Annotated in this window: 25 protein-coding genes; 9 read left to right on the forward strand and 16 right to left on the reverse strand. The window is 63.1% G+C overall.

Going from position 1 to position 25,215, the window contains the following annotated elements; all coding sequences use genetic code 11:
- The first annotated feature begins 67 nt into the window (after positions 1-67).
- A complete protein-coding gene (locus V1292_RS15495; RefSeq protein ID WP_057841738.1) occupies positions 68-607 on the forward strand; it encodes an adenine phosphoribosyltransferase in 540 nt (179 codons plus the stop codon).
- Positions 608-780: 173 nt separating this feature from the next.
- Here V1292_RS15495 and V1292_RS15500 read toward each other — a convergent pair whose 3' ends face one another.
- From V1292_RS15500 to V1292_RS15540, 9 genes are all read right to left on the reverse strand, one after another.
- A complete protein-coding gene (locus V1292_RS15500) occupies positions 781-1,113 on the reverse strand; it encodes a GIY-YIG nuclease family protein (protein WP_334373602.1) in 333 nt (110 codons plus the stop codon).
- 99 nt (positions 1,114-1,212) lie between these two features.
- Positions 1,213-1,881, reverse strand: coding sequence for a hypothetical protein (locus V1292_RS15505; RefSeq protein WP_334373603.1), 669 nt, complete (start codon positions 1,879-1,881; stop codon positions 1,213-1,215).
- Positions 1,882-1,940: 59 nt separating this feature from the next.
- A complete protein-coding gene (locus V1292_RS15510) occupies positions 1,941-2,690 on the reverse strand; it encodes a hypothetical protein (protein WP_334373604.1) in 750 nt (249 codons plus the stop codon).
- A 166-nt stretch (positions 2,691-2,856) separates the two neighbouring features.
- Entirely contained in the window at positions 2,857-4,047 is a 1,191-nt protein-coding gene (locus tag V1292_RS15515; RefSeq protein WP_334373605.1) for a M48 family metallopeptidase, read from the reverse strand.
- A 142-nt stretch (positions 4,048-4,189) separates the two neighbouring features.
- Positions 4,190-4,750, reverse strand: coding sequence for a LemA family protein (locus tag V1292_RS15520; protein ID WP_334373606.1), 561 nt, complete (start codon positions 4,748-4,750; stop codon positions 4,190-4,192).
- Positions 4,751-4,970: 220 nt separating this feature from the next.
- Positions 4,971-5,939 (reverse strand): small ribosomal subunit Rsm22 family protein, encoded by a 969-nt coding sequence (locus tag V1292_RS15525; protein ID WP_334373607.1) that lies wholly within the window; start codon positions 5,937-5,939, stop codon positions 4,971-4,973.
- Between the two features lie 108 nt (positions 5,940-6,047).
- Positions 6,048-9,512, reverse strand: a complete 3,465-nt coding sequence (gene smc, locus V1292_RS15530; protein ID WP_334373608.1) for a chromosome segregation protein SMC — start codon at positions 9,510-9,512, stop codon at positions 6,048-6,050.
- 227 nt (positions 9,513-9,739) lie between these two features.
- Positions 9,740-10,396, reverse strand: a complete 657-nt coding sequence (locus V1292_RS15535) for a DsbA family protein (RefSeq protein ID WP_334373609.1) — start codon at positions 10,394-10,396, stop codon at positions 9,740-9,742.
- 115 nt (positions 10,397-10,511) lie between these two features.
- On the reverse strand, positions 10,512-10,991 hold the full coding sequence (locus V1292_RS15540) for a DUF721 domain-containing protein (protein ID WP_334373610.1): 480 nt from the start codon (positions 10,989-10,991) through the stop codon (positions 10,512-10,514).
- A 171-nt stretch (positions 10,992-11,162) separates the two neighbouring features.
- On the opposite strand from V1292_RS15540, the gene mutY reads away from it, so the two are divergent.
- On the forward strand, positions 11,163-12,257 hold the full coding sequence (gene mutY / locus V1292_RS15545) for an A/G-specific adenine glycosylase (RefSeq protein WP_334373611.1): 1,095 nt from the start codon (positions 11,163-11,165) through the stop codon (positions 12,255-12,257).
- 99 nt (positions 12,258-12,356) lie between these two features.
- Here the strand turns inward: mutY and V1292_RS15550 are convergent, their stop codons facing one another.
- Complete coding sequence (locus tag V1292_RS15550) at positions 12,357-13,109, reverse strand: sulfite exporter TauE/SafE family protein (protein ID WP_334373612.1); 753 nt, start codon at positions 13,107-13,109, stop codon at positions 12,357-12,359.
- 525 nt (positions 13,110-13,634) lie between these two features.
- Between V1292_RS15550 and V1292_RS15555 the strand changes: the two genes are divergently transcribed.
- Positions 13,635-15,005 (forward strand): caspase family protein, encoded by a 1,371-nt coding sequence (locus V1292_RS15555; RefSeq protein WP_334373613.1) that lies wholly within the window; start codon positions 13,635-13,637, stop codon positions 15,003-15,005.
- Between the two features lie 122 nt (positions 15,006-15,127).
- Positions 15,128-15,580 carry a PaaI family thioesterase gene (locus V1292_RS15560; protein ID WP_334373614.1) on the forward strand — a complete coding sequence of 151 codons (453 nt, stop codon included), beginning with the start codon at positions 15,128-15,130 and terminating at the stop codon, positions 15,578-15,580.
- Here V1292_RS15560 and V1292_RS15565 read toward each other — a convergent pair.
- Both V1292_RS15565 and V1292_RS15570 read right to left on the reverse strand, forming a co-directional pair.
- Positions 15,549-16,835, reverse strand: a complete 1,287-nt coding sequence (locus tag V1292_RS15565; RefSeq protein WP_334373615.1) for a flavin-dependent oxidoreductase — start codon at positions 16,833-16,835, stop codon at positions 15,549-15,551. The genes V1292_RS15560 and V1292_RS15565 overlap by 32 nt on opposite strands.
- Before the next feature lie 94 nt (positions 16,836-16,929).
- A complete protein-coding gene (locus tag V1292_RS15570) occupies positions 16,930-17,304 on the reverse strand; it encodes a nuclear transport factor 2 family protein (protein ID WP_334373616.1) in 375 nt (124 codons plus the stop codon).
- A 113-nt stretch (positions 17,305-17,417) separates the two neighbouring features.
- On the opposite strand from V1292_RS15570, the gene V1292_RS15575 reads away from it, so the two are divergent.
- The 3 genes from V1292_RS15575 to V1292_RS15585 all read left to right on the forward strand — a co-directional run bounded on the left by V1292_RS15575 (position 17,418) and on the right by V1292_RS15585 (position 19,439).
- Positions 17,418-18,281 carry a helix-turn-helix domain-containing protein gene (locus V1292_RS15575; RefSeq protein WP_334373617.1) on the forward strand — a complete coding sequence of 288 codons (864 nt, stop codon included), beginning with the start codon at positions 17,418-17,420 and terminating at the stop codon, positions 18,279-18,281.
- Positions 18,262-18,738 (forward strand): nuclear transport factor 2 family protein, encoded by a 477-nt coding sequence (locus V1292_RS15580; RefSeq protein ID WP_334373618.1) that lies wholly within the window; start codon positions 18,262-18,264, stop codon positions 18,736-18,738. The genes V1292_RS15575 and V1292_RS15580 overlap by 20 nt, the downstream gene beginning before the upstream one ends.
- 83 nt (positions 18,739-18,821) lie before the next feature.
- Positions 18,822-19,439 (forward strand): glutathione S-transferase family protein, encoded by a 618-nt coding sequence (locus V1292_RS15585; RefSeq protein WP_334373619.1) that lies wholly within the window; start codon positions 18,822-18,824, stop codon positions 19,437-19,439.
- Between the two features lie 238 nt (positions 19,440-19,677).
- Here the strand turns inward: V1292_RS15585 and V1292_RS15590 are convergent, their stop codons facing one another.
- Positions 19,678-20,598 (reverse strand): LysR family transcriptional regulator, encoded by a 921-nt coding sequence (locus V1292_RS15590; protein ID WP_334373620.1) that lies wholly within the window; start codon positions 20,596-20,598, stop codon positions 19,678-19,680.
- Positions 20,599-20,687: 89 nt separating this feature from the next.
- Here V1292_RS15590 and V1292_RS15595 point away from each other — a divergent pair, with 89 nt between their 5' ends.
- Entirely contained in the window at positions 20,688-21,119 is a 432-nt protein-coding gene (locus tag V1292_RS15595; RefSeq protein ID WP_334373621.1) for a nuclear transport factor 2 family protein, read from the forward strand.
- Between the two features lie 201 nt (positions 21,120-21,320).
- On the opposite strand, the gene V1292_RS15600 is transcribed toward V1292_RS15595, so the two are convergent.
- From V1292_RS15600 to V1292_RS15610, 3 genes are all read right to left on the reverse strand, one after another.
- Positions 21,321-22,013: a glutathione S-transferase family protein gene (locus tag V1292_RS15600; protein ID WP_334377057.1), complete on the reverse strand. Its 693-nt coding sequence runs from the start codon at positions 22,011-22,013 to the stop codon at positions 21,321-21,323.
- Between the two features lie 135 nt (positions 22,014-22,148).
- Positions 22,149-22,475 carry a hypothetical protein gene (locus V1292_RS15605; RefSeq protein WP_334373622.1) on the reverse strand — a complete coding sequence of 109 codons (327 nt, stop codon included), beginning with the start codon at positions 22,473-22,475 and terminating at the stop codon, positions 22,149-22,151.
- A gap of 244 nt (positions 22,476-22,719) precedes the next feature.
- On the reverse strand, positions 22,720-23,853 hold the full coding sequence (locus tag V1292_RS15610; RefSeq protein WP_334373623.1) for a site-specific DNA-methyltransferase: 1,134 nt from the start codon (positions 23,851-23,853) through the stop codon (positions 22,720-22,722).
- A 278-nt stretch (positions 23,854-24,131) separates the two neighbouring features.
- Here V1292_RS15610 and ypfJ point away from each other — a divergent pair, with 278 nt between their 5' ends.
- On the forward strand, positions 24,132-25,067 hold the full coding sequence (gene ypfJ / locus V1292_RS15615) for a KPN_02809 family neutral zinc metallopeptidase (protein ID WP_334373624.1): 936 nt from the start codon (positions 24,132-24,134) through the stop codon (positions 25,065-25,067).
- Positions 25,068-25,215 lie beyond the last annotated feature (148 nt).

The following is a 25,215-nucleotide window of genomic DNA, read 5'->3' on the forward strand; positions in this document are numbered from 1 at the left end:
GTGCGCAATTGCGCACCATAGTTCGATGCAGCGCATCGGCCCGGAATGAATTTGGAAAGAGATACCAATGACATTCGATCACGACATCAAGGCCACCGTCCGCACCATTCCGGACTACCCGAAAAAGGGCATCCTGTTTCGCGACATCACGACGCTGCTGGCGGATGCGCGCGCCTTCCGGCGTGCCGTCGATGAGCTGGTGCAGCCCTGGGCGGGATTGAAGATCGACAAGGTCGCCGGCATCGAGGCGAGGGGCTTCATCCTCGGTGGCGCGGTGGCGCATCAGGTATCCGCGGGCTTCGTGCCGATCCGGAAAAAAGGCAAGCTGCCGCACACCACCGTGCGGATCGCCTATTCGCTGGAATACGGCCTCGATGAGATGGAAATGCATGCCGACGCGGTCCATCCCGGCGAGCGCGTCATCCTGGTCGATGATCTCATCGCCACCGGCGGCACCGCGGAAGGCGCGGTGAAATTGCTGCGCCAGATCGGCGCCAATGTGGTCGCGGCCTGCTTCATCATCGATCTGCCCGATCTCGGCGGCGCCGCCAAGCTGCGCGCGATGGAAGTGCCGGTGCGTACGCTGATGGCGTTCGAGGGGCATTAGGTTTTTCGGCGCGAAACTCTCCAGGCGTCGTCGTCCCTGCGGAACGCAGGGACCCATAACCACCGGCGCCAATTGGAGCAGAAGGTCACGACCATCTCCCGCCATTGATAGGCCGCGGCGTATGGGTCGCTGCGTTCGCAGGGACGACGACTGCTTATTGTGTCGGTGCGGGTTCACACCGCCTCTGCATTGAACCGCGACCGCCAATGCAGCGCGCGCTCCTTCAAAAGCGCGTCGCGGATGTAAGGCACTTCTTCCTCTTCCAGCCGCTCGCATTCCTCGAGCGTCAGGCTGTCGGGGCCGTGCGCACTCCACGCCGCCTGCAGGCTGTGGCAGGGGTGGCTGCCCTGGCGCAGTGTGAACCAGATGCGGTTCTGGATTTTTTCGAGATTGGGTGTCTGGCCGACCCATATCTCGGAGGTCGCCTTGCAGCGGATGACGAAGACTCCCGCGATGGTCTTTCGTTCCTTGTAGGCGGCGATGGCTGCCTTTCTGGCTGATGTCACGGGGTGCCTCGCGGGAAATGGCTGGGGTCGGAGGAGGCACTAACAGACCGGCCGCTCAGCGTCAATATTACCCGGGTAATATTTGCCGTCGCAGAGGCTTCACAGCCGCTGCGGCAGCAGGCTGAACTCGAGCTCGCGAAAACTGGTGTAGTTCCTGCGGATCCACTGATGCAGCTCGGTCGAGGTGTCCCGCTCGTTGCGCAGGTAGTTGGTGAAGGAAAAGGTCAGCCGGTCGATATAGGTTTTCAGGAACGAGGGCAGCGCCGATATGCGCAGCACCCGCCCCAGGTCCATCGCCTCGGGCAGTTCGCCACGCACCACATACTCGTTGTCGACCGTAATCAGCGCTTTCAGCGGGATCTGCTCCCGTAACGTCGAATAAGCGCGCGCGGAGACGCGGTCGGTATCGGCCACGAACAGGATGATCGGCGCCACGCCACGCCGTGCGGCCTCCTTCAGGAAACCGATCTCGTTGATCATCTTGAAGAACTCGTCGAACGCATGAAAGCCGAGGTCGATCACCTTGGCGACGCCGTCGTCGACGATCAGGCGATCCATGAGCTGCATCTTGCCATAGGTGTCCATCACGTCGGCCGTCTCGGTGATGCGCGGCAGATATTCGAGCAGCGATGGTTCCTTCAGGTTGATGTCGAAGGAAGATACCGCCCCATCCTTCAGCAGCAGGAACTCGCTCAACAGGCGCGCAAGCAGCGTCTTGCCGACCAGCGGCCGGGGCGAGCAGATGATGTAGACAGGCGTGGAGCTCATCACCCGCTATATCAAAGGAATTTTCCGCCTAATCCAGCCCCGTCGCGGCGGCTATCCGACTATTTTTCGCCGCTGCGCACGCCAGGCTTGGCGCCGACGAGATCGGTCAGCTTGATGCGGTCGAACTCGCTCCAGACGTTGGCGAGCCAGTGCCGGACATAGCCGCGCAGCACGAACGAATAGTTCGCGGCCTCGTCGTCCTTGCCCTTGTTGGCGACGAATTTGAGGAACGGCACCGAGGAAACCTCGACCTGCTCATAGGCCATCTCATTGAGCTTGGGGATGACGAGGTCGGTGGCGTCCTTGATGCGGTGAAAGTAGGAGTTGTAGGTCGACTGATCCCACTGGAAGAACTGGGTATCGTTGATGAAGTTCTTCACCAGGAAATATTTGGCGCCGTGCATGAAGTTCGCGGTCTCGGCGATTTCGTCCAGCGAAGCGATCGACGGGCCCAGGATGTGGAACACGGCAAAGGTGATCTGCCCGGCCTTTGCGGCATCGAGAAAGCCGATATCGCGGAGCGAAGCCAGCGCCGGCGACAGCAGTCCGGCGCGGACGTCGATCACGGTCACCGACGGCCCGGCGCTCAGCGTATCGAAGATCTTCATCTGATCCGATGTCGTCGTCATGTCGACGATCTCGGTGATGTCGGGGTGGAAGCGCTTCAGGGTGCCGCGCGGCGATTCGGTGTCGAACGCCCGGGTCGGCACGTTGTTGGCGCTGAAATAATCCAGGAGCGTCCGCGACACGGTCGTCTTGCCGACCCCGCCCTTGTCCGCGCCCACCACAATCACGACTGGCTTTGCCATGGAATTCCCTTGAACAGCAGTTCCGACCGCGGGAGCGGCCGGCATGCCCCATTCCCCTGCTTTGGGCGCGAACATGGCAGAAACAAGGGATAATTCAATTCATTAGACGGCTGTCGCCATTATTCGCACGGAATTCGTTAATCGGAGCGTCGGGCAGGGCGGCTGTTTAGCGATGCGGGCCCCAGGGGCCTTCCGAGGGGCCGGGAGGAGTGCCCGGAACGCCGGCGGGCTCGTTGGCGTCGCCCCACGGGCCGCGGGGAACCGGCGGTTGGAGTTGCTCCGTGGCCGATTCCTCCGACTCACCGGGTTCATCCGCTGCATCCGACGGGAGGGCGAGCGGGCCAGGATCGCGGCCGCCGGCAAACTGCACCAGCGCCTTGACGCGCCTGTCGACTGACGGATGGGTAGCGAACAGGTCGGCAAACCCTTCGCGCGGATTGTCGACGCAGAGCTCCATCACCGCAGACGTCGCGCCGGGCAGCTCGCCGCGATTTTCGATCTTGCGCAGCGCCGTGATCATGGCGTCGGGGTTTTTGGTCAGTTCGACCGAGCCGGCGTCGGCCAACAGTTCGCGCGACCGCGACAGCGCCAGCTTGACGACTTGCGACAACAGCCAGGCCAGCAGGATCAGCACGACCGCGATAATGATCGCCATGACGGCGCCGCCGCCGCCCTTGCCGCGGTCGGACGACGATGAAGAGGACGAAGAGGAAGATGACGAGGACGACCAGTCGCTGCCGGTGGAGTTCCACGACAGGTTGGTAAACGTTCGAAAGAACAGTTCGCCGAAAAAGCCCACCACGCCGGCGATGATCATGGCGATCACCATCAACTGCACGTCGCCATTGCGGATATGTGTGAGCTCGTGGCCGAGCACGGCCTCGATCTCCTGGTCGTTGAGCGCCTGCAGAAGGCCCGACGTCACCGTGATGGAATATTGCCGCTGGTTGAGCCCGGTGGCGAAGGCGTTCAGTGCCGGGCTGTCCATCACCTTCAGCTTCGGCATCGTGATGCCGCGCGAGATGCAGAGGTTTTCCAGGAGATTATAGAGCCGCGGCTGCTGCTGCCGCGTCACGCTCTCGCCGCCGGTCACGGCGTCGATCATGTTCTGGTGGAAGAAATAGGCGATCACGATCCACAGCGCGGCGATGATTGTCGCATAGGGGAAGGCTGCGATCAGGTCGCGCAAGGCGCGCGTCAGATAATAGTTGAGTGAAGCACCGCTATTGAGCACCACTTCCGCAACCAGCGCGCCGGCAAAGACCAGCACGTAGATAAGCAGAAACAGCCCGGCGAGCAGCAGCATCGAACGCAACTTGTTCGATGCGATATGCGTGTAGAGACCGTACGCGGCCATGATAGGCTTTCACTAACCACGGTCATTCCGGGGCGTCGCAAGGCGACGAACCCGGAATCTCGAGATTCCTTGGGGAGAGGAGATTCCGGGTTCGTCGCTTCGCGACGCCCCGGAATGACGGAGAGGGCGAGGCGACATTCGATCAGAACTTCACGGTCGGCGCGACCTCGACTTCGGTGCGGCTGGCGCCGAGATCGAAGAATTCCTTGCGGGTGAAGCCGAACATGCCGGCAAACAGCGCTGCCGGAAGCTGCTGGATGCCGGTGTTGTATTCCTGGACCGCGTTGTTGAAGAAGCGGCGGCTGGCCGCGATCTTGTTTTCGAGGTCGGACAGTTCGCTGGCGAGTTGCTGGAAGTTGGCGTTGGCCTTGAGGTCCGGATAGGCCTCCGACAGCGCGATCAGGCGGCCGAGCGCGCCGGAGAGCTGGTTCTCGGCAGCGGATACCTGCGCCGGTCCTTGCGCCGACATCGCGGAATTGCGCGCCTTGATGACATCGTCGAGCGTGCCGCGCTCGTGGCTGGCATAGCCCTTCACGGTTTCGACCAGGTTCGGCACCAGATCGTGGCGCTGCTTGAGCTGGACGTCGATATCGGCAAAGGCCTGGCCGACCCGCTGGCTGAGCGCGACGAGGCGGTTATACGCGGCAAACGCAAACAGCACGATGATGACGATGACGCCGAGAACGATCCAGCCGGTCGACATGAGGGACAACTCCTGAAGGGGAACGAAGGACAGCGAAACTAGACGAAAACCGGGGCGTGCGGCAGCCCGCCCGGAAGGTGGGGCATGGCGTTAGTCGGAAGTGGGACGGAATAAGTTCACGAGACTGACACTCGCCGTCATTCCGGGGCGATGCGGAGCATCGAACCCGGAATCTCGAGATTCCGGGTCTGGTGCTGGCGCACCATCCCGGAATGACGGATCAACTAACGGCATCGCCCCACCGCCAGCGGCGCGCACGGGCGTAATCCGCCTTGGCGCGGCGGGGCATTTTCGCGAAGCTGAGACCTTCCGGCGTGCAAAGTTTCGCCGTTACTTCGACCTTGGTGACGATCGGTTGCGCCAGCACGCGAGTGGGGTGCCGTTCCACCGCAGCGCGCGTCAACGCGACATAAGAGAATTTCTCATCCTCGTACGGCAGCTCCGCGCCCTTGACCTGCTTGTGCGCGCGTGAGCGTTGCAGGCGCTGGGTGAAATGGCACCAGTCCGGTGCTTGTAGCGGGCATTGACTGTCGTGCGGGCAGGGGGCGGCGACATGTGCGCCCAGCGCGATCAGGTGCGCGCGCAGCGCAATGATCCGGGCATAGCCGGCGGGCGTGCCGGGTTCGACCACGAGCAGCGTGTCGTGGGTCTTCTGCCACAACAGTTCGGCGAGCGCGCGTTGCTCGGCTTCGCCGATTTCGCCGATCATGTAGCTCGCCACGACAAGGTCTGCCGTATCCGCTTTGGCAAGCGCGGCGCGGGCCTCGCCGAGCTGGTAGCCGATGTCGCGCAGCCGCGTGCCGTTGCGCACCAGATCCAGCGCCAGCGCACGCAACGCGGCGTTGGCATCCAGCAGCGTGAATTCCGTCAGCGACGGGAATGCTTCGGCCGCTGCCCATGTGGCCGTGCCCGGCCCGGCGCCGACGTCGAGCAGGGTCTTTGGAGCGAAGTCAGGTCTGTTCTGGACGAGTGCGTTCAGGCTGGCCGTGACCGCGGCATAGGTCGCGGGCATTCGTGCCAGCGCATAGGCGAGTGCGTCGGCTTCAGAGCGGATCGTGCCGGAGTTGCCGCCGCAGCGATAGGTCTTCGAGATTGAGGCGGCGCGGCCGGCGGCGTCGCTGCGGGAAAAGCCGCGCAGCTTGCCGTCGAGCGCGGTTTTCAGTTCGGCAGGGAGGTCGGGTGAGGTCATGATCTACCGTCATCCGATGTCATTCCGGGGCGGTCCGCAGGACCGAACCCGGAATCTCGAGATTCCGGGTTCGTCGCTACGCGCCGCCCCGGAATGACCGAACAACAATCACGCCACGTTCTGATCCAAAATCTTCACGGCGTCGTCGAGGCCGACCGAGACCAGTTGCGAGACGCCGCGTTCGGCCATGGTGACGCCGAACAGCCGGTTCATCCGCGCCATCGTGATCGGATTATGCGTGATGATGATGAAGCGGGTTTCCGTCGACGAGGTCATCTCGTGCAGCAGGTTGCAGAACCGCTCCACATTGTGGTCGTCGAGCGGCGCGTCGACTTCGTCCAGCACGCAAATCGGCGACGGGTTGGTGAGGAACACCGCGAAGATCAGCGCCAGCGCCGTCAGCGCCTGCTCGCCACCCGAAAGCAGCGACAGCGTCTGCGGCTTCTTGCCGGGCGGTTTGGCGATGATTTCGAGGCCGGCCTCCAGTGGATCGTCGCTCTCGATCAAATGAAGCGCGGCTTCGCCGCCGCCGAACAATTCGACGAACAGCCGCTTGAAGTGCTCGTTGACGGTCTCGAACGAGGTCAACAGCCGCTCGCGGGCTTCCTTGTTGAGGCTCTGGATGCCCTGGCGCAGCCGCTTGATGGCTTCGACCAGATCGTCGCGTTCGGTGGTCAACGCCGTGTGCTGGGTCTCGACCTCGCGCAATTCTTCCTCGGCGCGCAGATTGACGGCGCCAAGGCGCTCGCGGTCGCGGCGCAGCTTTTCGAGGCTTTCCTCGATTTCGGAAAGCGGCGGCAATTCCGAGCCCGGCTCGATCTCGGCGAGCGCCGCTACCGCGTGCGGCTCGACTTCGAGCATGTCGTGGATCTCGCGCTCGATGTCGGAAAGGCGGCGCTTGGTGCCTTCCATGCGCTCCTCGGCGCGGGCGCAGGCCTCGCGGGCGGAGGAGAGCGCTTCGAGCGAGGCCTTGGCCTCGCGGTCGGTCTGGGCCATCACGCTCTCGGCGGCGGCCAGCGCATCCGCGGCGACGCGGCGGGCGCTTTCGGCCGACTCGATCTCGTTGATCAGCGCGCGACGCTTTTCGGCAAACACGGCCGGTGCATTTTCAAGCTCGGCGCGCTCGGCCGTTACCTCGGTGATGCGCGCCTCGACGGTGGCGACCTGTGAGGCCGAGCTCTGCTTGCGATTCTGCCATTCGGTGCGTTCGGCCGTGATCGCCTGCACGCGCTTGTCGGCCAACTCGGCTTCGCGCGCCAGCGCCTGGGCTTCGGCCCGCACTTGCGCGGCAAAGCGGCGGTGTCCGTCGATCTCGGTACGAACGGCGCTAAGCTTCGCTTCCGTCTCATCCGTCGGCGGCAGTTCGGTCAGCGCGGCAGTGGCGCTCTCATGCGCGGCCTCAGCCTCGCTGCGGTCGGCGGCAAGGCGGGTATGGGCCTCGGTCAGCGCGGATTTGCGCGCGGCGTGGCGATTGATCTCGCGCTCGGTCGCGGCATGGCGTTCGCGCGCCGCATCGGCCTCGCGCTGCGCGGCCCGCCAGGCTTCGCGGGCGGCCGTTTCGGCGGCGGATGCCGCCTTCAGTTCCGCCTCGGCGTCTTCCAGGGCCTGCCGCTTGGCAGCAGCATCGGCGCGGGCCTGTTCCAGCTCGTGTTCGATATCGACCAGGCGGGCGCGTTCGGCCAGACGCCGAGCGGCGCCGGTCGGTGCATGCGCGGCGGCGACAAAGCCGTCCCAGCGCCAGACGTCGCCTTCCAGCGAGACCAGCCGCTGGCCGGTCTTCAATTGCGAAACGAACTCCGCGCCGCGCTCCTTCGGCACGACGCCGATCTGCGCAAGACGGCGCGCCAGTTCGGCCGGCGCCTCGACATGCGCAGCCAGCGCATCCACGCCGTCCGGCAGGGCCGGATCGTCGAAGCTTGCGCCGGCATTGGTCCAGCGCATCGGCGCGGAGGGATCGACGGGCGCGTCAAGATCGTCGCCGAGGACGGCGCCAAGCGCTTTCTCATAGCCCTTGGCGACGGTGACACCGTCGATGATCGGCGGCCACAGATTCTTGGTCTCGACATTGACCAGTTTTGAAATCGTGCGCGCTTCGGTCTCGAGCCGCTGCACGCGCTTTTCGGCCTCGGTGAGCGGGGCGCGGGAAGCTTCGAGCTTCTGCCGTGCAGCGATGTGGCCGGTCTCGTTGGCTTGCGCCGCCGCTTCGGATACGGCCAGCGTTTCCTGCGCGGTCTCCATGGCGGCGGCGAGCGCGTCGAGGTCGCCGAGATTGCCGGTCTCGTCGCTGAGCTTTTGCTCATCGGCCGCGACGCTGGCGAGTTCCTGGTCGAGCCGGGCCAGCCGGTCGCGATGGGTGCGCACGCCGGCCTCTAACTGGTTGCGCTTGGCGGTGAGGTCGGCGAGCGCCGTGGTCAGCTCGCCGAACATGCGCTCGGCCGCGGCCAGTGTCGCTTCCGCTTCCGACACGCGCTCGTCGACGCCAGAGCGCTTTTCGACGCGTGACTTGATCTCTTCCTTCAGCTCGGCGTCCTCGGTGTCGAGGCGCTGCAGCGCGATCTCGGCATCGGATGTCTGCTGCTGTTCGCGCGCGATGTCGGCGGCGAACTGATTCAGCCGCCGGTCGAGCTCGGCGACACGCTCCTTGGCGCGCTCTTCCTCGCGGTCGAGCTGTTCGCGGGCGTTGGTGAGGCGCTGCAGTCCCGCCGCGGCGCGGGCTTCGCCTTCGCGCAAGGCCGGCAATTCGGAAGCGCGGATCGCCTGGATACGCGCCGCTTCGGCCTGCTCGCGGGTGCGCTCGGCCATCTCGCGCACATTGACGTCGTGCGTTTGCGCGGCTTCCGCGACGTCGGTATTGGCCTCGAGCCAGCGCAGGTGGAACAGCGTGGCCTCAGCCTTGCGCACCTTGGCCGCAACTTCGCGGAACCGGATCGCCTGCCGCGCCTGCTTCTTCAAGCCGTCGATCTGGCCGGAGAGCTGCCCGATCACGTCCTCGACGCGGGTGAGGTTGGTTTCGGCAGCCCTCAGCCGCAGCTCAGCCTCGTGGCGGCGGGCATGGAGGCCCGCGACGCCGGCGGCGTCTTCCAGCACACGGCGGCGCTGCTCGGGCTTGGCCTGAATGATCTCGCCGATCTTGCCCTGGTGAACCAGCGCCGGCGACCGCGCGCCGGTGGCGGCGTCGGCAAACAGGATCTGCACGTCGCGGGCGCGGACATCGCGGCCGTTGATGCGATAGACCGAGCCCGCCTCGCGCTCGATGCGGCGGGAGATTTCCAGCACCTGGCTGTCGTTGACGGCGGCCGGCGCCGTGCGATCGGCATTGTCGATCGTCATCGTCACTTCGGCGTGGTTGCGCGCCGGACGGTTGCCGGAACCGGCGAAGATCACCGCATCCATGTCCGCGGCGCGCAGCGATTTGTGCGAGGTTTCGCCCATCGCCCAGCGCAAGGCTTCGACCAAATTGGATTTGCCGCAGCCGTTCGGTCCGACCACGCCGGTGAGGCCGGGTTCAATCATGAAATCAGTGGGTTCGACGAACGACTTGAAACCGTGGAGGCGGAGGCGCGTAAGTTTCATGAACACAAATCTCTGTTGGCGGGGCGCGAATCTCCCTGCCGTGACAATACCATAGAAGGCAATGTCAGTGTGGATGAGCCGCCCGTTGCGGCTCTTATCGCCCGCGACAATGGCGAGGCCGGGGCCGGAGAGCAACGCCCCCGCGGGGCTTTTCCCAAGGGATTTGAGGCGCTTGTGTGGCGCCTTTTGCTGGACTCAATCAGCGCGAATGAATCCGATCGCGCGAATCAGCTCTTCAGCATCGCATTGATGCGCTTTGCGAACTCCTCGAAGCTCTGCTCGCCCTTGATCATCTCGCCATTGATGAAGAAGGTCGGCGTCGACTGCACCTTCAACACCTCGGCGGCATATTTCTGGTCGGCGGCGATCTTGTCGAGCAGCGCCTGATCCTTCAGGCAATCCTCGACCTGCGTTTGCGTAAGGCCGGCCTGCTTGCCAATCCGGGTCAGCGTCTCCGTAGTATTCTTCACCACCCAGTCGTTCTGCTGCTTGAACAGAAGGTCGATGACGGCGAAATATCTCGGCGCGTCGTCCTTGGCGATGCAACGGGCCAGCATCGATCCGGCGGCGGCCTTGATGTCGAGCGGGAATTCGCGGAACACGTAGCGTATCTTGCCGCTGTCGATGAATTCCGACTTGATCTTCGGGAACACTTTTTCGGCGAACGCGGCGCAATGCGGGCAGGTCATCGAGGCGTATTCGGTGATGGTCACGGTAGCGTTGGCCGGCCCGAGCGCCATGTCGGGCAGCGACTGCGGCTTGGCGACGTCAGCGGGGCTCTGCGCCATCGCATCGGTGATCAGCCGCAGCGGCGAGAAGCCGGCGAGCAGGCCAAGCCCGGTCAGCGAGAGAGCGGCGGTGAAGGCGCGGCGCGTGATCATCAAAGTCTGCTCCCGAATGGCGCGTTCACGCCCGAAAGAACTGCAAAAGAAGCCTTCGCTAGCTTGAAACGCCAGTTGTGGCAATGGCGGCTTGCGGCGGTCGCGCCGCGCTGCGGGCTCAATTTCGCTTGATCGAGGCGCCGAGCCGGGCCAGGGCTGCGCGCAGTTCCTCATCCTCCACGGCGGACAGGGTTTCGGCCACCTTCGCCACCAATTTCGGGTCGGGCGCGCGGGGCGGCGCGGGGCGATTTCGGCGCGACAGCGGCGCCTGCCGCAACGCCAGCCGGCCGACCGCGCTCCAGCCGAAAAAGCGGTTGACCCGTTGCAGGATCACGTCGGAGGAATGCTGGATCTCCAGCGCCATCGGGCCCTCCACCCGCAGTACCAGGGTTGCCGGTTCCTGCGGCTGCCCCTCCACCGGCCGCGGCCATTGCATCTTGAGCGGCTCGGAATGGGCGGCGATCTCGGGTCCGGCGATCTCGGCCCAGCGCGTCACCAGTTCGCGCGCGGCAAATCCCTGCTTGGCATAGGCGTCGGAAAAGACGTCGCTGAGCAGGACGGAGAGGGGTTTCGCCGAGATCGGACCGGGTTTGGACATGGGGGCTCTATACCACTTCGCGCGGTGCGAACGTAACCTTCGCAGTCGTCATGCCCGGGCTTGTCCCGGCCATCCACGGTCTTCACTTCGGCGGCGAAGAAAGACGTGGATGCCCGGGACAAGCCCGGGCATGACGTGGAGAGATTTGCGCCCCAACACTAGAGTGCGCCAATGAGTCCGGTGGTCGCCAAAATCAAACGACAAGAAAAGCCTGTTGTGGCGGAGTCCCGCCCCGCGCTGCTGCTCGACTGGTACGACCGTCATCGCCGTCGCTTGCCGTGGCGGGCGGCAGCGGGCGAGCGGGCCGATCCGTATCGGGTCTGGCTGTCGGAAATCATGCTGCAGCAGACTGGCGTCAAAACGGTCGGGCCGTATTTCGAGAAATTTCTGGCGCGCTGGCCCGATATCGCTGCGCTCGGCCGCGCCTCGCTGGATGACGTGCTGCGGATGTGGGCCGGGCTCGGCTATTATTCGCGCGCACGCAATCTGCATGCCTGCGCGGTCGCCGTGGTGCGCGACCATGGCGGGATATTTCCCGATACCGAGGAAGGCCTGCGCCAATTGCCCGGGATCGGGCCTTACACGGCAAAGGCGGTCGCAGCGATCGCGTTCGATATCCGAACCATGCCGGTCGACGGCAATATCGAGCGCGTGGTGTCGCGGCTTTACGCTGTCGAGGAGCCATTGCCGCAGGCGAAGCCACGCGTCCAGGAATTGGCATCGACACTATTGGGGGAATCCCGTGCGGGCGACAGCGCGCAGGCGCTGATGGATCTGGGCTCCTCGATCTGCACGCCAAAGAAGCCCGCTTGTGCGCTGTGCCCGCTGAATGATGATTGCGCCGCCCGCCTGCGCGGCGATCAGGAGACGTTTCCGCGCAAGGCGCCGAAGAAAGCGGGAGATCTGCGCCGTGGCGCCGCCTTCATCGTGACGCGCGGCGATGAGATCCTCGTTCGCACGCGAGCGGAAAAAGGCCTGCTCGGCGGCATGACCGAAGTACCGGGCTCGGAGTGGCTGGCCGGGCAGGACGACAAGGCGGCGCTGAAGCAGGCGCCTGAGCTCAACGGCGTGACGCGCTGGCACCGCAAGACGGGCGTGGTCACCCACGTGTTCACGCATTTTCCGCTCGAACTCGTGATCTACACGGCCATGGTGCCGCCGCACACGCGCGCGCCGGAAGGCATGCGCTGGGTGCCGGTTGCGACCCTTGCCGACGAGGCGTTTCCCAACGTGATGCGTAAGGCCATCGCGCACGGTTTGGGCTGAGCCAGTGCGTGCACGCATAAGAATGCAATGTCCGCCTCCCCGGGGTAGAACAGACTTTTGTGCGCGCCCGAGAATTTCGCATTATGACCTTAAGCGGACCTATGGACCGGATGCGATTGCCATGAGGATTGTGCGCAGGCTTAAGAGCACTACAACGGAGCCGACCAGAAGCATCAGGACTTTATCCGGGATGTGTTTGGTCGCAAGCGCTGCGAACGGCGCCGCGATGACTCCCCCGATGATGAGACCGGCGATGATAGGCCACAGGCTCAGGCCAACGGTGAGAAAGAAAGTCGTTGATATGGTCAAAGTGACGAAAAACTCGGCCAAGTTGACTGAGCCGATGGCGTAGCGCGGCGTCGCGCCTTGGCCAAGGAGTGTAGAGGTCACGATCGGGCCCCATCCTCCTCCGCCAATGGCGTCGAGGATGCCACCGAACAAACCCAGAGGGCCGACTGCGCGCGGCCTAGGTGCCTCAATGGGGCGAGCCGCTAGCGCCTTCCAGACGATAAAAGCGCCAAGCAGAAGGAGGTAAGCGCTGATGAAAGGCTTCAAGGCTTCGCCGGGGAGTTCGGAGAGTGCATAGGCGCCGATTGCCCCACCAATCATTCCCGGAATGGCAATACGCAGGAGCAGTTTGCGGTCAACATTGCCAAAGCGCCAATGGGCGAGACCCGAGGCGCCGGTGGTGAATGTCTCCGCCGCATGCACGCACGCGCTTGCGGTGGCGGGAGGCACGCCCAGGCTGAGGAGCACAGAGGTAGCCGTTACGCCGTAGGCCATGCCGATCGCACCGTCGATCATTTGCGCGACGAAGCCAATGATGACGTAAAGAAGTACGTCGTCCCACATGGGAACTCCCGATCGACTTATTTCCGCCGGTTACGAACGCCAGCAGCGCGCATGGCGTCCACACTATCGACCTCATTTTCTTTAACAAGCCAAGGCGTCCCCAATTTCATCGACAACACGCACTGCTGTTCCGCAAGATCGCTCTAAACAAAAGCTGCGTTCTCGCCGCCGTGGAACAAGATGTCGGGCGAATGGATGCCGCGCTTCATTGCACGCCTGTTGTCCTAATAGATTGAGCGGCTTCGAGTCATGCGAAGCGTGCGCGGTACGCGTCGGTTAACGTCCGATGATGACCAAAACCAGACGTTGAAAAGTTTCTCCACGCACGCGTCCGCACTAATTTCAGAAGCTCCGAGTGACGCTATAGAAACGTATGCGTTCGAACTCGTCGAGAGACCCTGATCGTCACGTCTGCAGTCCTCGTGGCCAGATTTTGTGATTTAGATCACAAGACTTGGCTAATCGCCTCGATAATTTGATGCTTAAATGCTGGTTCCGATCAGGGCTCGGTAATGGGGCTTTCGTATGCTTCGCGCATTATTGTTTTGTTTCGCAATCCTTTTCATCGCTGACCCAGCAGCCGCAAACGACGCGAACCGTGCCATTGCCGGCTTCACCGAAGCGATACGGCGAGATCCCAAGCATGCGCATGCGTATTATAACCGGGGCAACGCCTATAGCGAGAAGGGCGACATGGACCGTGCCATTGCCGACTACACCGCGGCGATACGGCTGGATCCCAAATATGCGAACGCGTACTACAACCGGGGGAACGCCTACAGTAACAAAGGCGACATGGACCGTGCCATTGCCGACTACACCGAGGTGATACGGCTGGATCCCAAATATGCGAACGCGCACTACAACCGGGGGAACGCCTACAGTAACAAAGGTGACACGGATCGTGCCATTGCCGACTACACCGAGGTGATACGACTGGACCCCGCGTATGCGAATGCGTACCTCAATCGTGGGCTGGCCTATGAGAAGCTCGCAGATTTCGCCAAAGCGCGGTCTGACTTCAATACGACGCTCGGATTGGGACAAAAGGCCTCAAGATGGGCGCAGGACAGGGCGCGAGGGCGGCTTGCTGCGTTGCCTTCAGCGCAACCTGCAACGGCGTTGCCCGAGAAAACCAACGTCGCTACAGCAATTGTTACGTCCACTGCACCGGTGTCGAACAACGATCGTCGCATCGCCCTTGTCATTGGCAACTCCGCCTATGAAAACGTCGCCGCATTACCGAACCCTGTGCGCGACGCAGACCTTGTCGCCGACGTCTTGAAACGCACCGGGTTTGAAACAGTTACTTCGCTAACCGATCTCCGAAAAGATGCCTTGGTCAGCGCCCTGCGCGATTTCGCAGCCCGTGCAGAAACGGCGGACTGGGCAGTCGTGTATTACGCCGGGCATGGCATGGAGGTCGGCGGAATCAACTATCTCATTCCGACCGACGCCAGGATTGCTGCGGATCGCGATATTGGATTTGAAGCCGTACCGCTTGAACAGGTTCTGAATGCAGCGGAGCGCGCCAGGAAACTACGCCTCGTCATTCTCGATGCCTGCCGCGACAATCCATTCGCCAATCAAATGAAGCGTACGCTAACGGTTGCGTCCCGCTCGGTATCGCGAGGTCTGGCCGCTGTGGAGCCGGAGGCGGGAACGTTGGTGGTTTATGCCGCCAAGGATGGCGAGACCGCGCTCGACGGTGACGGGACCAACAGTCCGTTCGCGTCCGCCTTCGTCAAAAATCTTCCAACACCCGGCCTCGAAGTCCGCAGGCTCTTCGATTTCGTTCGCGACGACGTCATGGAAGCGACCGGTCGCAAGCAAAAGCCTTTCAGCTACGGCTCGATTTCCGGAAGGCAGGACTTTTACTTCGTGGCCGGCAAATAACTTCCCTACGAAATGCAACGCGGATCTGATCGCTACCACTCGTGTGGCACCGCGACGCGCGCGACTGCTGACACCATGCTGGCAGCAGGGCTGCGTTAGGAAGGAGCCTCACGGAGGTTCCCATGATCGCGACTGCCCTCGACAACCTCAACCCGCCGCCATCTTCCAGACTGCTCGGATGGCATCTGCTCGACGCGCGGCCGAGGGATGGCTGGATCCGGATCGGCTTCGACGGCAAGCCGGATTTCTGCAATCCGGCCGGCTTCGTGCAAGGCGGCATCCTCTCAGCGATGCTTGACGACACGATGGGACCGGCCGTCTTCGCCATGACCGAGGGAAGACTCTACACGGCGACCATCACCATGACGGTGAATTTTCTCAGCCCCGCCAGGCCGGGGCCGATCATAGGCGAGGCCAATGTCACCCAACTCGGCAAGACCGTCGCCTTTGTCGAGGGACGGCTGACGGCCGAGGACGGCACCGTGCTGGCGACGGCCTCGACCAGCGCACGGCTGGTCGAGACAGCGAAGGCGATTGCCTCGGCTAGATCGCAGCCCGCGGCGCTTCCCGCATAATCTGAACAATCGGCGGCTTGGCGTTGAGGCCTTCGACCTGGAAGCCGGCGACGCGTTTATAGTTGGCGGCGATGTCTTCCAGCTCTTGCAGCGAGAGCACGTCGGTCACGACGTTGTAGCCGTTGGGCGCGCGTTCCTCGACCATCTGCATCACCTGCTCGGGGCCGTTACGGCGGTTGAGCATCACGAGGTCGGTCGTGGCGGGCCGGCGCTCGGCTTCATACGCTGACAACGCGGCATTGGTCGCGCCCTTTGCGAGGATCTCGCGGGCGATGACGCGGGCGTCCAGAATTGCCTGCGACGCACCGTTGGAGCCGATCGGGTACATCGGGTGCGCGGCATCGCCCATCAGTGTGACCGGGCCGAATGTCCATTGCGGGATCGGATCGCGATCGACCAGCGGATATTCGTAGGCGTGCGGGCAGTTCTCGATCAGGCCCGGCACGTCGAGCCAATCGAACTTCCAGTCCTTGAACCAGGGCAGAAACTCTTCGAGTTTTGCGGTGCGGTTGTAGTCCTCGCGCCGCCACTGATAGGTCGGCGGCATGTGCCGCTCGGCCACCCAGTTGATCCGGAACTTGCCGGCGCTGTCGGCCTGCTTCGAAATCGGATAGCAGACGAACTTCAGGATCTCGTGGCCGGCCATGATCATGGTGCGGCCGGACAGGAAGGCGTCGCTGTCGGTGATGCCGCGCCACAGGATGCGTCCATTCCAGATCGGCGGGCCTTCGTTGGGATAGAGCTTTTCCCGGACCGCCGAATGGATGCCGTCGGCCGCGACCAACAGCGCGCCATCGTGAGCGCCCTTCGATTTGCCGGTCGCCTTGTCGATGAATTCGGCGCGGACGCCATTCTCCGTCTCAGACCAGCCGGAGAGGTGATGGCTGGTCAGGATGTTCTCTCTTCCCAGCCGTTCAATCGCTGCATCGAGTAAAATCTGCTGCAGCGTGCCGCGATGGATCGAAAATTGCGGCCATTTGTAACCGGCCTCGATGCCGCGCGGCTCGCTCCAGATCGGCTTGCCGTGCTTGGAGAAATACGCAAGTTCCTTGGTGCGGACCGCGGCCGCATCAAGCGCATCATGCAGGCCGAGCTCGATCAGCTCGCGCACCGCATGCGGCAGCACGTTGATGCCGACGCCGAGCGGTCGCAGTTCGGGCACGCTTTCGAAAATTTTGGCTGATACGCCGATCTGATGCAGGCTGAGCGCCAGCGTCAGCCCGCCGATGCCGCCGCCCGCGATGAGAACAGTCATGGTACGCCCCTGTTGCTTTCCGGGCGTCATGGCATGAGGGGCGGCAGGGGGCAACTGCGAAGGCCCGTCGGATGTCCCTCGTAGCCCCTGAGTTCTACGGCAGAGGAGGGGGCGGCCCGAAGAACCCGACGATCTTGACCAGCCGGCCATCGGGGCCAATTTCGCCGAAGTCGATTGAAATATCGCCGCAGGTTCCGTCCGCGCGCACCAGTCGCCAAAGGAAGCGAACCATGTTGTGATGGATATCGATGCCGCTCATGAACTCCAGCCGCGCGCCGGGCCGGCTCGCCAGCGCCTCACCGATCCTCGTCGCCAGCGCGTCATGTCCGGCCAGGGAGACGTTCGGATCGACATAGACGCCACGGTCGTTCCAGCATTGCTCGAGCAAGGCGCCTCTCGCCGTATCGTCCGGCTCGTTCCACGCCGCCATATACTGCGTCACCACTTTCTCGATTGCGTTCTTGTCCATCGATGCTCCCTCGAACTTCGGTCTCTAACGGGCTCACTCTGCAAGCAATTACGGAGTTGGTCACTTACATCCGAGGTAATTGCCGTTCTGAAGCGATGGTCTAGATTGTCAGCATGAGTGCTCCAGAGACTAACGCGCACGAAATCCCGGCTGGGCATTTCAGCAGCCTGTTGAAGCATTGGCGAAGCGTTCGCCGGCTGACCCAGATCGAACTGGCGGCCGATGCAAACGTGTCCGCCCGGCATCTGTGCTTTCTGGAGACCGGCCGCTCGCAGCCGAGCCGCGAGATGGTGCAGTTGCTCGGCAGCGCGCTCGACCTGCCGCTCGAGGAGCGCAATGCGCTGCACGTCGCCGCGGGTTTCGTGCCGCCTTTCGGCGACAAAGGGCTGGCGGCCGAAAATCTGCGGCCGGTGCGGCAGGCGCTGGATTTCATTCTCCGGCAGCAGGAGCCGTATCCGGGAATCGTGATCGACGGGCACTGGGACGTTCGCATCCGCAATCAGGCCTCAGCGCGCCTGCTCAGGCCGTTTCGCGATTCATTCGAGATGGAAAACTCCCTTGCGGACAATGCCATGCACGTCGTTTTTCATCCGAAGGGCCTGCGGCAGTTCATGGTGAACTGGGACGAGTTCGCGCGGCAGTTGATCCAGATCCTGCATCGTGACGTCGCGCAAGGCAGCCGGGCCGCGGCGCAACTGCTTGATGAAATCATGGCCTATCCCGGCCTGTCGGCGGCCGAATGGCGGCTGCCGCGTCATCCGCAGGCGGCATCACCGGTCATGACGATGCAGCTCGCCAAGGGCGAATATCGCCTGGCCTTCTTTTCCACCTTCACGACGCTGGCAATGCCGACGGACGCGGCGCTGCAACAGATCAAGATCGAATGCTTCTTCCCGGCTGATAATGCCACCGCCGAGAAGGCGCGCCAGATGGCCCTTCAAACTCCGGGAGATCGAGATGCAACATGCCCTGCGTGATCATCAATCGGCTGCTGTGATGGACGAACTGCGTGCGTTGAACGCCCGCTTCATCCACAACTTCGTTACCTGCGACGTGCCTTCGCACGACGCCATTCTGCATCCCTGCTTCATCAATATCTGGCCGACAGGCCAGCGATGGGATCGTGCGACCTATCTCAAATATTGGGCGACGGCCTTTGACCCCAAGGTCATCGTCTATTGGGACGTCCGCGATGAGCTCATCACGGTGGTTGGCGATGTTGCGCTTGTGCGTTCCACCAACAAGCACACCCGCCGCCGCGATGGCAGTGAAGTGACCGGCATGACCACGTACACCGACACATATCTGTTCGAGAATGGCGCGTGGAAATGCATTCAGGCCCAGCTCACGGCGGTGGCGCCCGAGCATTATCCGGCTGACGATACGATCGTCACCGTTTATATCGAGGGAACGCTTCAGCCGCGACCGAGTTGAACCGCGAGCGGGTACTCCACCCACCGGGGATGGACGGCGCGGGGGCATGCCGTTAACGTCCGGCTTTCCTCATGAGGACCGCCATGTTCAAGCTCTACTACGCCCCTGGCACCTGCGCGCTCGCTTCGCATATCACGCTGGAAGAGGTTGGCGCGCCCTACAGCGCCGAACGGCTGAACTTCAAAGAGAACCAGCAGAACAGTCCGGACTATCTCAAGATCAACCCCAAGGGCCGGGTGCCCACGCTGGTGACGGACAATGGGGTGCTGACCGAGACGCCGGCGATCCTTGCGTTCATTGCGCACAGCTTTCCAGACGCGAAGCTCGTGCCGCAGGACCCCTTTGCATTCGCGCAAGTGCAGTCGATCAGCAGCTATCTCTGTTCCACGGTGCATGTCGCGCACGCCCACAAGATGCGCGGCGCCCGCTGGGCGACCGAGGAGACTTCGTTCGCCGACATGAAGCGCAAAGTACCGGAGACGATGACAACGTGCTTTACGCTGATCGAGCGTGACATGCTAAGGGGGCCGTGGGTGATGGGCGAGCAGTACACGATCTGCGACCCCTATCTGTATACCATCGCGGGCTGGCTGGAAGGCGATGGCGTCGATCTCGCGACGCTGCCGAAGGTGGCCGCTCACCGCAAGCGGATGGAAGAGCGGCCAGCGGTGCAGAAGGTGCTGGCGGAGGAGAAGGCATGATCTCGTAGGGTGGGCAAATGCGCTCTTGCGCCGTGCCCACCATGTATCCTCAAATTCCACGTGGATGGTGGGCACGTCGCTGCGCTCCTTTGTTCTACTGCGTCACACCCGTTCAAACCCTCATCCTGAGGAGCCCGCAGAGCGGGCGTCTCGAAGGATGTAGGCCACAGACGGGGCCTCATGGTTCGAGACGCGCTTCGCGCTCCTCACCATGAGGAACTTATGACGCAGTACGCAGCTACGCCGCCTTTTTCGCGCGCTCCATCTCACGGCCGATGCCGAGCATGATGTTGCGCAGCCAGATCGAGCCGGGGTCCATCTGGGCGCGGGTTGGATAGAACATGAACTGCTCGTCGATCCCGGGATCGAGCGGCGGCGCGACGGTCGAAAGCGACAATTGCTTCGACAGCGCACCGATCAGCCGGCGCGGCACGAAGGCGACGAGATCGGTGCGCGCGGCGACGTGCAGTGCCTCGAGATAGCCGGGCACGACCAGCGCGATCCGCCGCTCGATGCCCTTGGGGCGCAACCACATGTCGATCAGGTCCTCGCTCTGGCCGCGGATCACGACCGCGACATGGCGCGCGTCGAGAAAGCTTTCGATCCGCTTCAGCCGCGCGCCGGCGGGATGACCGCGCCGGACGGCAAGCGCGTCGCTGTCGGTGTAGAGCCGTTGCCGATGAAATCCGGTGAAGGCGTTACCGATCGAGATCACGAGATCGATGGTGCGGGCGAACTCCGCGGTGAAGATCGCCGGCCCGCGCCATGGCACCACGTCGATCCGGACGTTCGGCGCAGCCTTGGTGATCTTCTCCATCAGCGGCGGCATCAGAAGCTCGACCGCCAGATCCGGCATCATCAGGCGAAACTGGCGCTCGCTCCGCGCAGCGTCGAACTCGTCGGCGATGAACAGCGAGCGCACCTGGTCGAGCGCCTGTGCCAGCGGCGCGCGCAGGGCTTGCGCCCGTGGCGTCAATTCCATGCGCGCGCCGGTTCGAACCAGCAGTGGATCGCCGATCAGGTCGCGCAGCCGCTGCAGCGCGTGGCTCGCCGCCGGCTGCGACAGCCCGATCCGCATCGCGGCGCGGCTGACGCTGGTTTCCCTCAAGAGTGCGTCAAGCGCCACCAGCAGATTGAGGTCAAGCGAATTCAAATTCATGGAGTGAATATATATCATATTCTCTATTGATTGGAAGAATGCCGCGCGGCGCGCGATGATCTCGACATCGGATCAAAGGAGAAGCCGCCATGAGCGCAGCAGCGAACAAGAAACTGGTGCAGCAGGTCTACACGGATTCCGCCAACCGGAGCGGGACGACATTTCTCGATAACCTTGCCGAAGACGTAACCTGGATCGTTACAGGTCAGTATTCGTGGTCGCACGCGTTCAAGGGGCGCGATGCGATCAATAACGGCCTGATGGGCCATTTGCGCTCACGCCTCGCCGCCGCACGCCCGCGCACGGTGGCCTTCAACTTCATCGCGGAAGGCGATTACGTTGTCGTCGAAGCGCGGGGCGACAACGTCACCAAGGACGGCGTCCGCTACGACAATCAATATTGCATGGTCTGGCGCATCGAGGACGGCAAGATCAAGGAGATCAAGGAATACTGCGACTCCGCGCTGGTCGAGCGTGTGCTCGGGCCGTTCCCGGCAGAGCGGAAGTTGGCGGCCGCGTAGGCACGTTGCGCGCTTTACCCGCCCCTCGAGGGGGCGGGTCGGCTCACATGGAGCGCAGCGCCATGTGAGACGGGGCGGGGTGACAGTCTTTCAACTCGGGCGCTGTTGGACGCGGAGGGACCGTCACCCCACCCCGCCGCTGCGCGGCGACCCACGAGCGAGCTTCGCTCGTCTCGGACCCCTCGAGGGGCGGGTGAAGCATCAAGCGGCCTTCACCGACATGTGCTTGAACATGTTGCTGCGGGCTTCGTCGTCCATCTCGGTCTTGAACTTGAAATTATCCTTCAGCGCGATCGCCTTGGCGGCTGCCGGACGGGCCGAGATCTCATCGACGAGCCGCTTGACGTTGGGATATTTTGCGGCCGCTTCTTCGCCCATCACGAACGCGGCCATCCGCGCCCAACCCCACAGTGCCATGTCGACGATGGTGTAGCTGTCGCCCACCATATATTTGCGGCCGGCGAGGTGATCATTGAGGACGGCGTAGTGGCGCTGCGCCTCGAACTGATAGCGGTTGTGGGCATAGTCGTGGTTCTGGTCCTTCGGCGCGAAATGCTTGAAGTGTACCGCCTGACCGGAATAGGGCCCCAGGCCGGTCGCAACGAACATCAGCCAGGACAGCGTCTGCGCGCGATTTTGCGGCGTGTTCGCGGGCAGAAACTTGCCGGTCTTTTCCGCCAGATAAAGCAGGATGGCGTTGCTGTCGAACACTGTGACGCCGTCGTCGTCGATGGCGGGTACCTTGGCGTTCGGATTGATGGCGAGATATTCCGGCTTGAACTGGTCGCCCTTGCGGGTGTCGACGGCGACCGGCTCAAAGGCGATGCCGGCTTCCTCCAGGAAGAGAGCGACCTTGGTCGGATTGGGCGATCCGTTGAAATAGTATTTGAGCATTTGGAATTCTCCCCATTGCTTCTTGCAGCAAGGCTTGTTGCGGACTTTGGCCGCGGCGGCAATGCCACCGGGTGGCACGTCCATGCTCAAATTTCTCCGGGATGCGCAAGCGACGAATTCCTGAAAAGCGGACGCTTACGATATGAACAGGCCGACGATACCGGCGACCGCAAGGACAGCGCCGGAAGCAATCATCGTCGTGGCAAAGCGGACTTCCGAATGCAGAGCGGTACGTTGTCCCGCGCGTTCTGATCCTCGCGCATAGCCGTGGACGATGATCTGCTCGCTGAAAGTGCCGCTGGCGTCGAGAATGTCGGTCAGACCTGCGCAGGCGACCAGAATGCCGAGGATGACCAACCCGGCAGGGCCCATCAGGCTCAGCAGCAGCATCGGAAAGAGGCCGATCAGGAAGATCGGCAGCAGCGGCAGCACAATGAAGGACTCGGAGCCTCGTGTGCGCATGGGAGTATCTCTAAATAGGAAAATGAATGCAGCTCGTATACCTTCAAATAAGGGCGAAAAGGCGCAACGCTACCTGCAAGCATGGCACGGCTGCCATGCCGGCCCATCACGCCGGCTGCGCAGGAGGTGGGCAAGCCGAATTTTGAGCCATGTCGGCCCGCAGACCGTACGCACGTTGTGGTGCTTTGGCCCGGCCATGCCATGGGCCGAGCACCCCCGGGCGCCTCTGTGGTGAGGTGAACGCTTAACCCGCCGCCATTTCCGAGCGGATTTCGGCGCGCAGCTCGTCGATCAGCCTGAGGCCGTTCTTGGTCTCGACATGCCAGAAGGTCCAGCCGTTGCAGGCGCCGGAGCCCTGCGCGACCGCGCCGATGCGGTGAATGGAGCCGACCTTGTCGCCGAGCATGATGGCGCCGTCGGCGCGGACCAGCGCGCCGTGACGCTTTTTGGAATCGACCAGTTTGGTGCCGGGCGGAATCATGCCGCGCTCGATCAGTTCGGAGAATGCTACGCGCGGGGCGTCGCGCGCCGTCATGAACGGCGCCAGCGTCGCCTCAGGCAGCGGTTCGATCGCTGCGATGCGTTCTTCGGCTGCAGCCGCATAGGTCTTGTCGCGCTCGAAGCCGATGTAACGGCGGCCGAGACGTTTTGCCACGGCGCCTGTCGTGCCGGTGCCGTTGAAAGGGTCGATCACGAGATCGCCGGGCTTTGACGACGACAGCAGCACGCGCGCCAGCAGGCCCTCGGGCTTCTGGGTCGGGTGCACCTTCTTGCCGTCGGCGCCCTTGAGGCGCTCCTCGCCGGTGCAAAGCGGGATCAGCCAGTCGGAACGCGCCTGCACGTCCTCGTTGGCGGCCTTCAGTGCCTCATAGTTGAACGTATAGCCCTTGGCCTTCTCATCACGCGCGGCCCAGATCATGGTCTCATGGGCATTGGTAAAGCGGCGGCCGCGGAAATTCGGCATCGGGTTGGTCTTGCGCCAGACGATGTCGTTGAGAACCCAGAAGCCGAGGTCCTGCATGATCGCACCGACGCGGAAAATGTTGTGATAGGAGCCGATCACCCACAGCGTCGCCGACGGTTTCATGACGCGGCGGCAAGCGAGCAGCCAGGCGCGGGTGAAATCATCGTAAGCGGCGAAGGATGAAAACTTGTCCCAGTCGTCGTTGACGGCATCGACATGGGATTCATCGGGGCGTTTCAGATCGCCCTTGAGCTGCAGGTTGTACGGGGGATCTGCGAACACCAGATCGACCGAACCGGCCGGAAGCTTCGACATCTCGGCGACGCAATCGCCGACGACGATACGCACGCTTGAATCAAACTCAAATTTAGTGCGGGGCGCCCTTGCAGACGCCCCGCGACGCGACACAACCATGACTCAACTACTCTGACTCAGGCGACGCTGTCGGCGACGCGGGACTAAACAACCGACTGGCGATACATTGACCCTGCAAAGTAAAAATCGACTTAACCAAGAAAGTTATCGACGCAGAATGCGAAGAGAGATCATCGGCAACATTACCAGCAGAGATTGCGGCGGCTCGCGCACTAGGCAATTTTTGCCGGGCGGGCTATTGATTAACGGAATGGAAATTTTACGTGATTGCCGCGTTGAATATTCGGGCCGACAGCCGGGGATGAGGAAATAGCGCCATGCGTTACGATGATTTCCGCCGCAGCGACGACATCGAAGACCGTCGCGACCAGGGCGGCGGCGGAATGGGTGGCGGCGGCGGCTTTGGCCTGCCGATGGGCGGCGGCGGGCTCGGCATCGGCACCATCATCGTGCTCGGCCTCGTCGGCTACGCCTTCGGCATCGATCCACGCATCCTGATCGGCGGCGCCGAAATCCTGACCGGTGGCGGTCAGGCGCCGACCTACCAGACCGATCGCCGGTCGGGACCGGCCAAGACCGGTGCGCCGAAGGATGAAGTCGGCAGCATGATCGCCGGCATCCTCGGCGAGATCGACGACCGCTGGAGCGAGATATTCCAGTCCAGCGGCCAGAATTACACCGGCCCGCGCATCGTGCTGTTTCGCAATGCCACCAATGGCGGACGCTGCGGCATGGCGCAGTCGGCGATGGGGCCGTTCTACTGCCCGCCGGACAAGCAGATCTTCCTCGACACCAGTTTCTTCCGCGAAGTCGAGACGCGCTTCCGCGGCTGTTCGGGCAGTGCCTGCAAGTTCACGGCCGCCTACATCATCGCGCATGAAGCGGGACACCACATCCAGAACCTGCTCGGCATCCTGCCGCGCGTGCAGCGGTTGCAGCAGCAGGCCGGCAGCAAGGCGGAAGCCAATGCGCTGCAGGTCAAGGTTGAACTGCAGGCGGATTGTCTTTCCGGCGTCTGGGTCAATCGCGAAGAGAAGAAGCGTCCGGGCTTCATCGAGCCCGGCGATATCGATGCGGCTCTGAAGACGGCAACCGCGATCGGCGACGACACGCTGCAGCGGCAGTCGACGGGCAGGGTGGTGCCCGATAGCTTCACCCACGGCTCGGCAGCGCAGCGCAAGCAGTGGTTCATGACCGGCTACCAGAAGGGCACGGTGCAGGCCTGCAACACGTTTGCGGCGGGAGCGTTGTGATGATCGCGTGCCCCGGATGCTGCGCAGCGCGTCCGGGATCGCGCCTCGCGCGACTCCGGCGATGCGCTGCTGATCCGGGGCCCATGTCAGTCGGAAAAGAATAGGTCCCGGCTCTGCGGCGCGTCGCTACGCGCCGCACCGCGTCCGG

The organism is Bradyrhizobium sp. AZCC 1719 (assembly GCF_036924525.1).
Classification (GTDB): Bacteria; Pseudomonadota; Alphaproteobacteria; order Rhizobiales; family Xanthobacteraceae; genus Bradyrhizobium.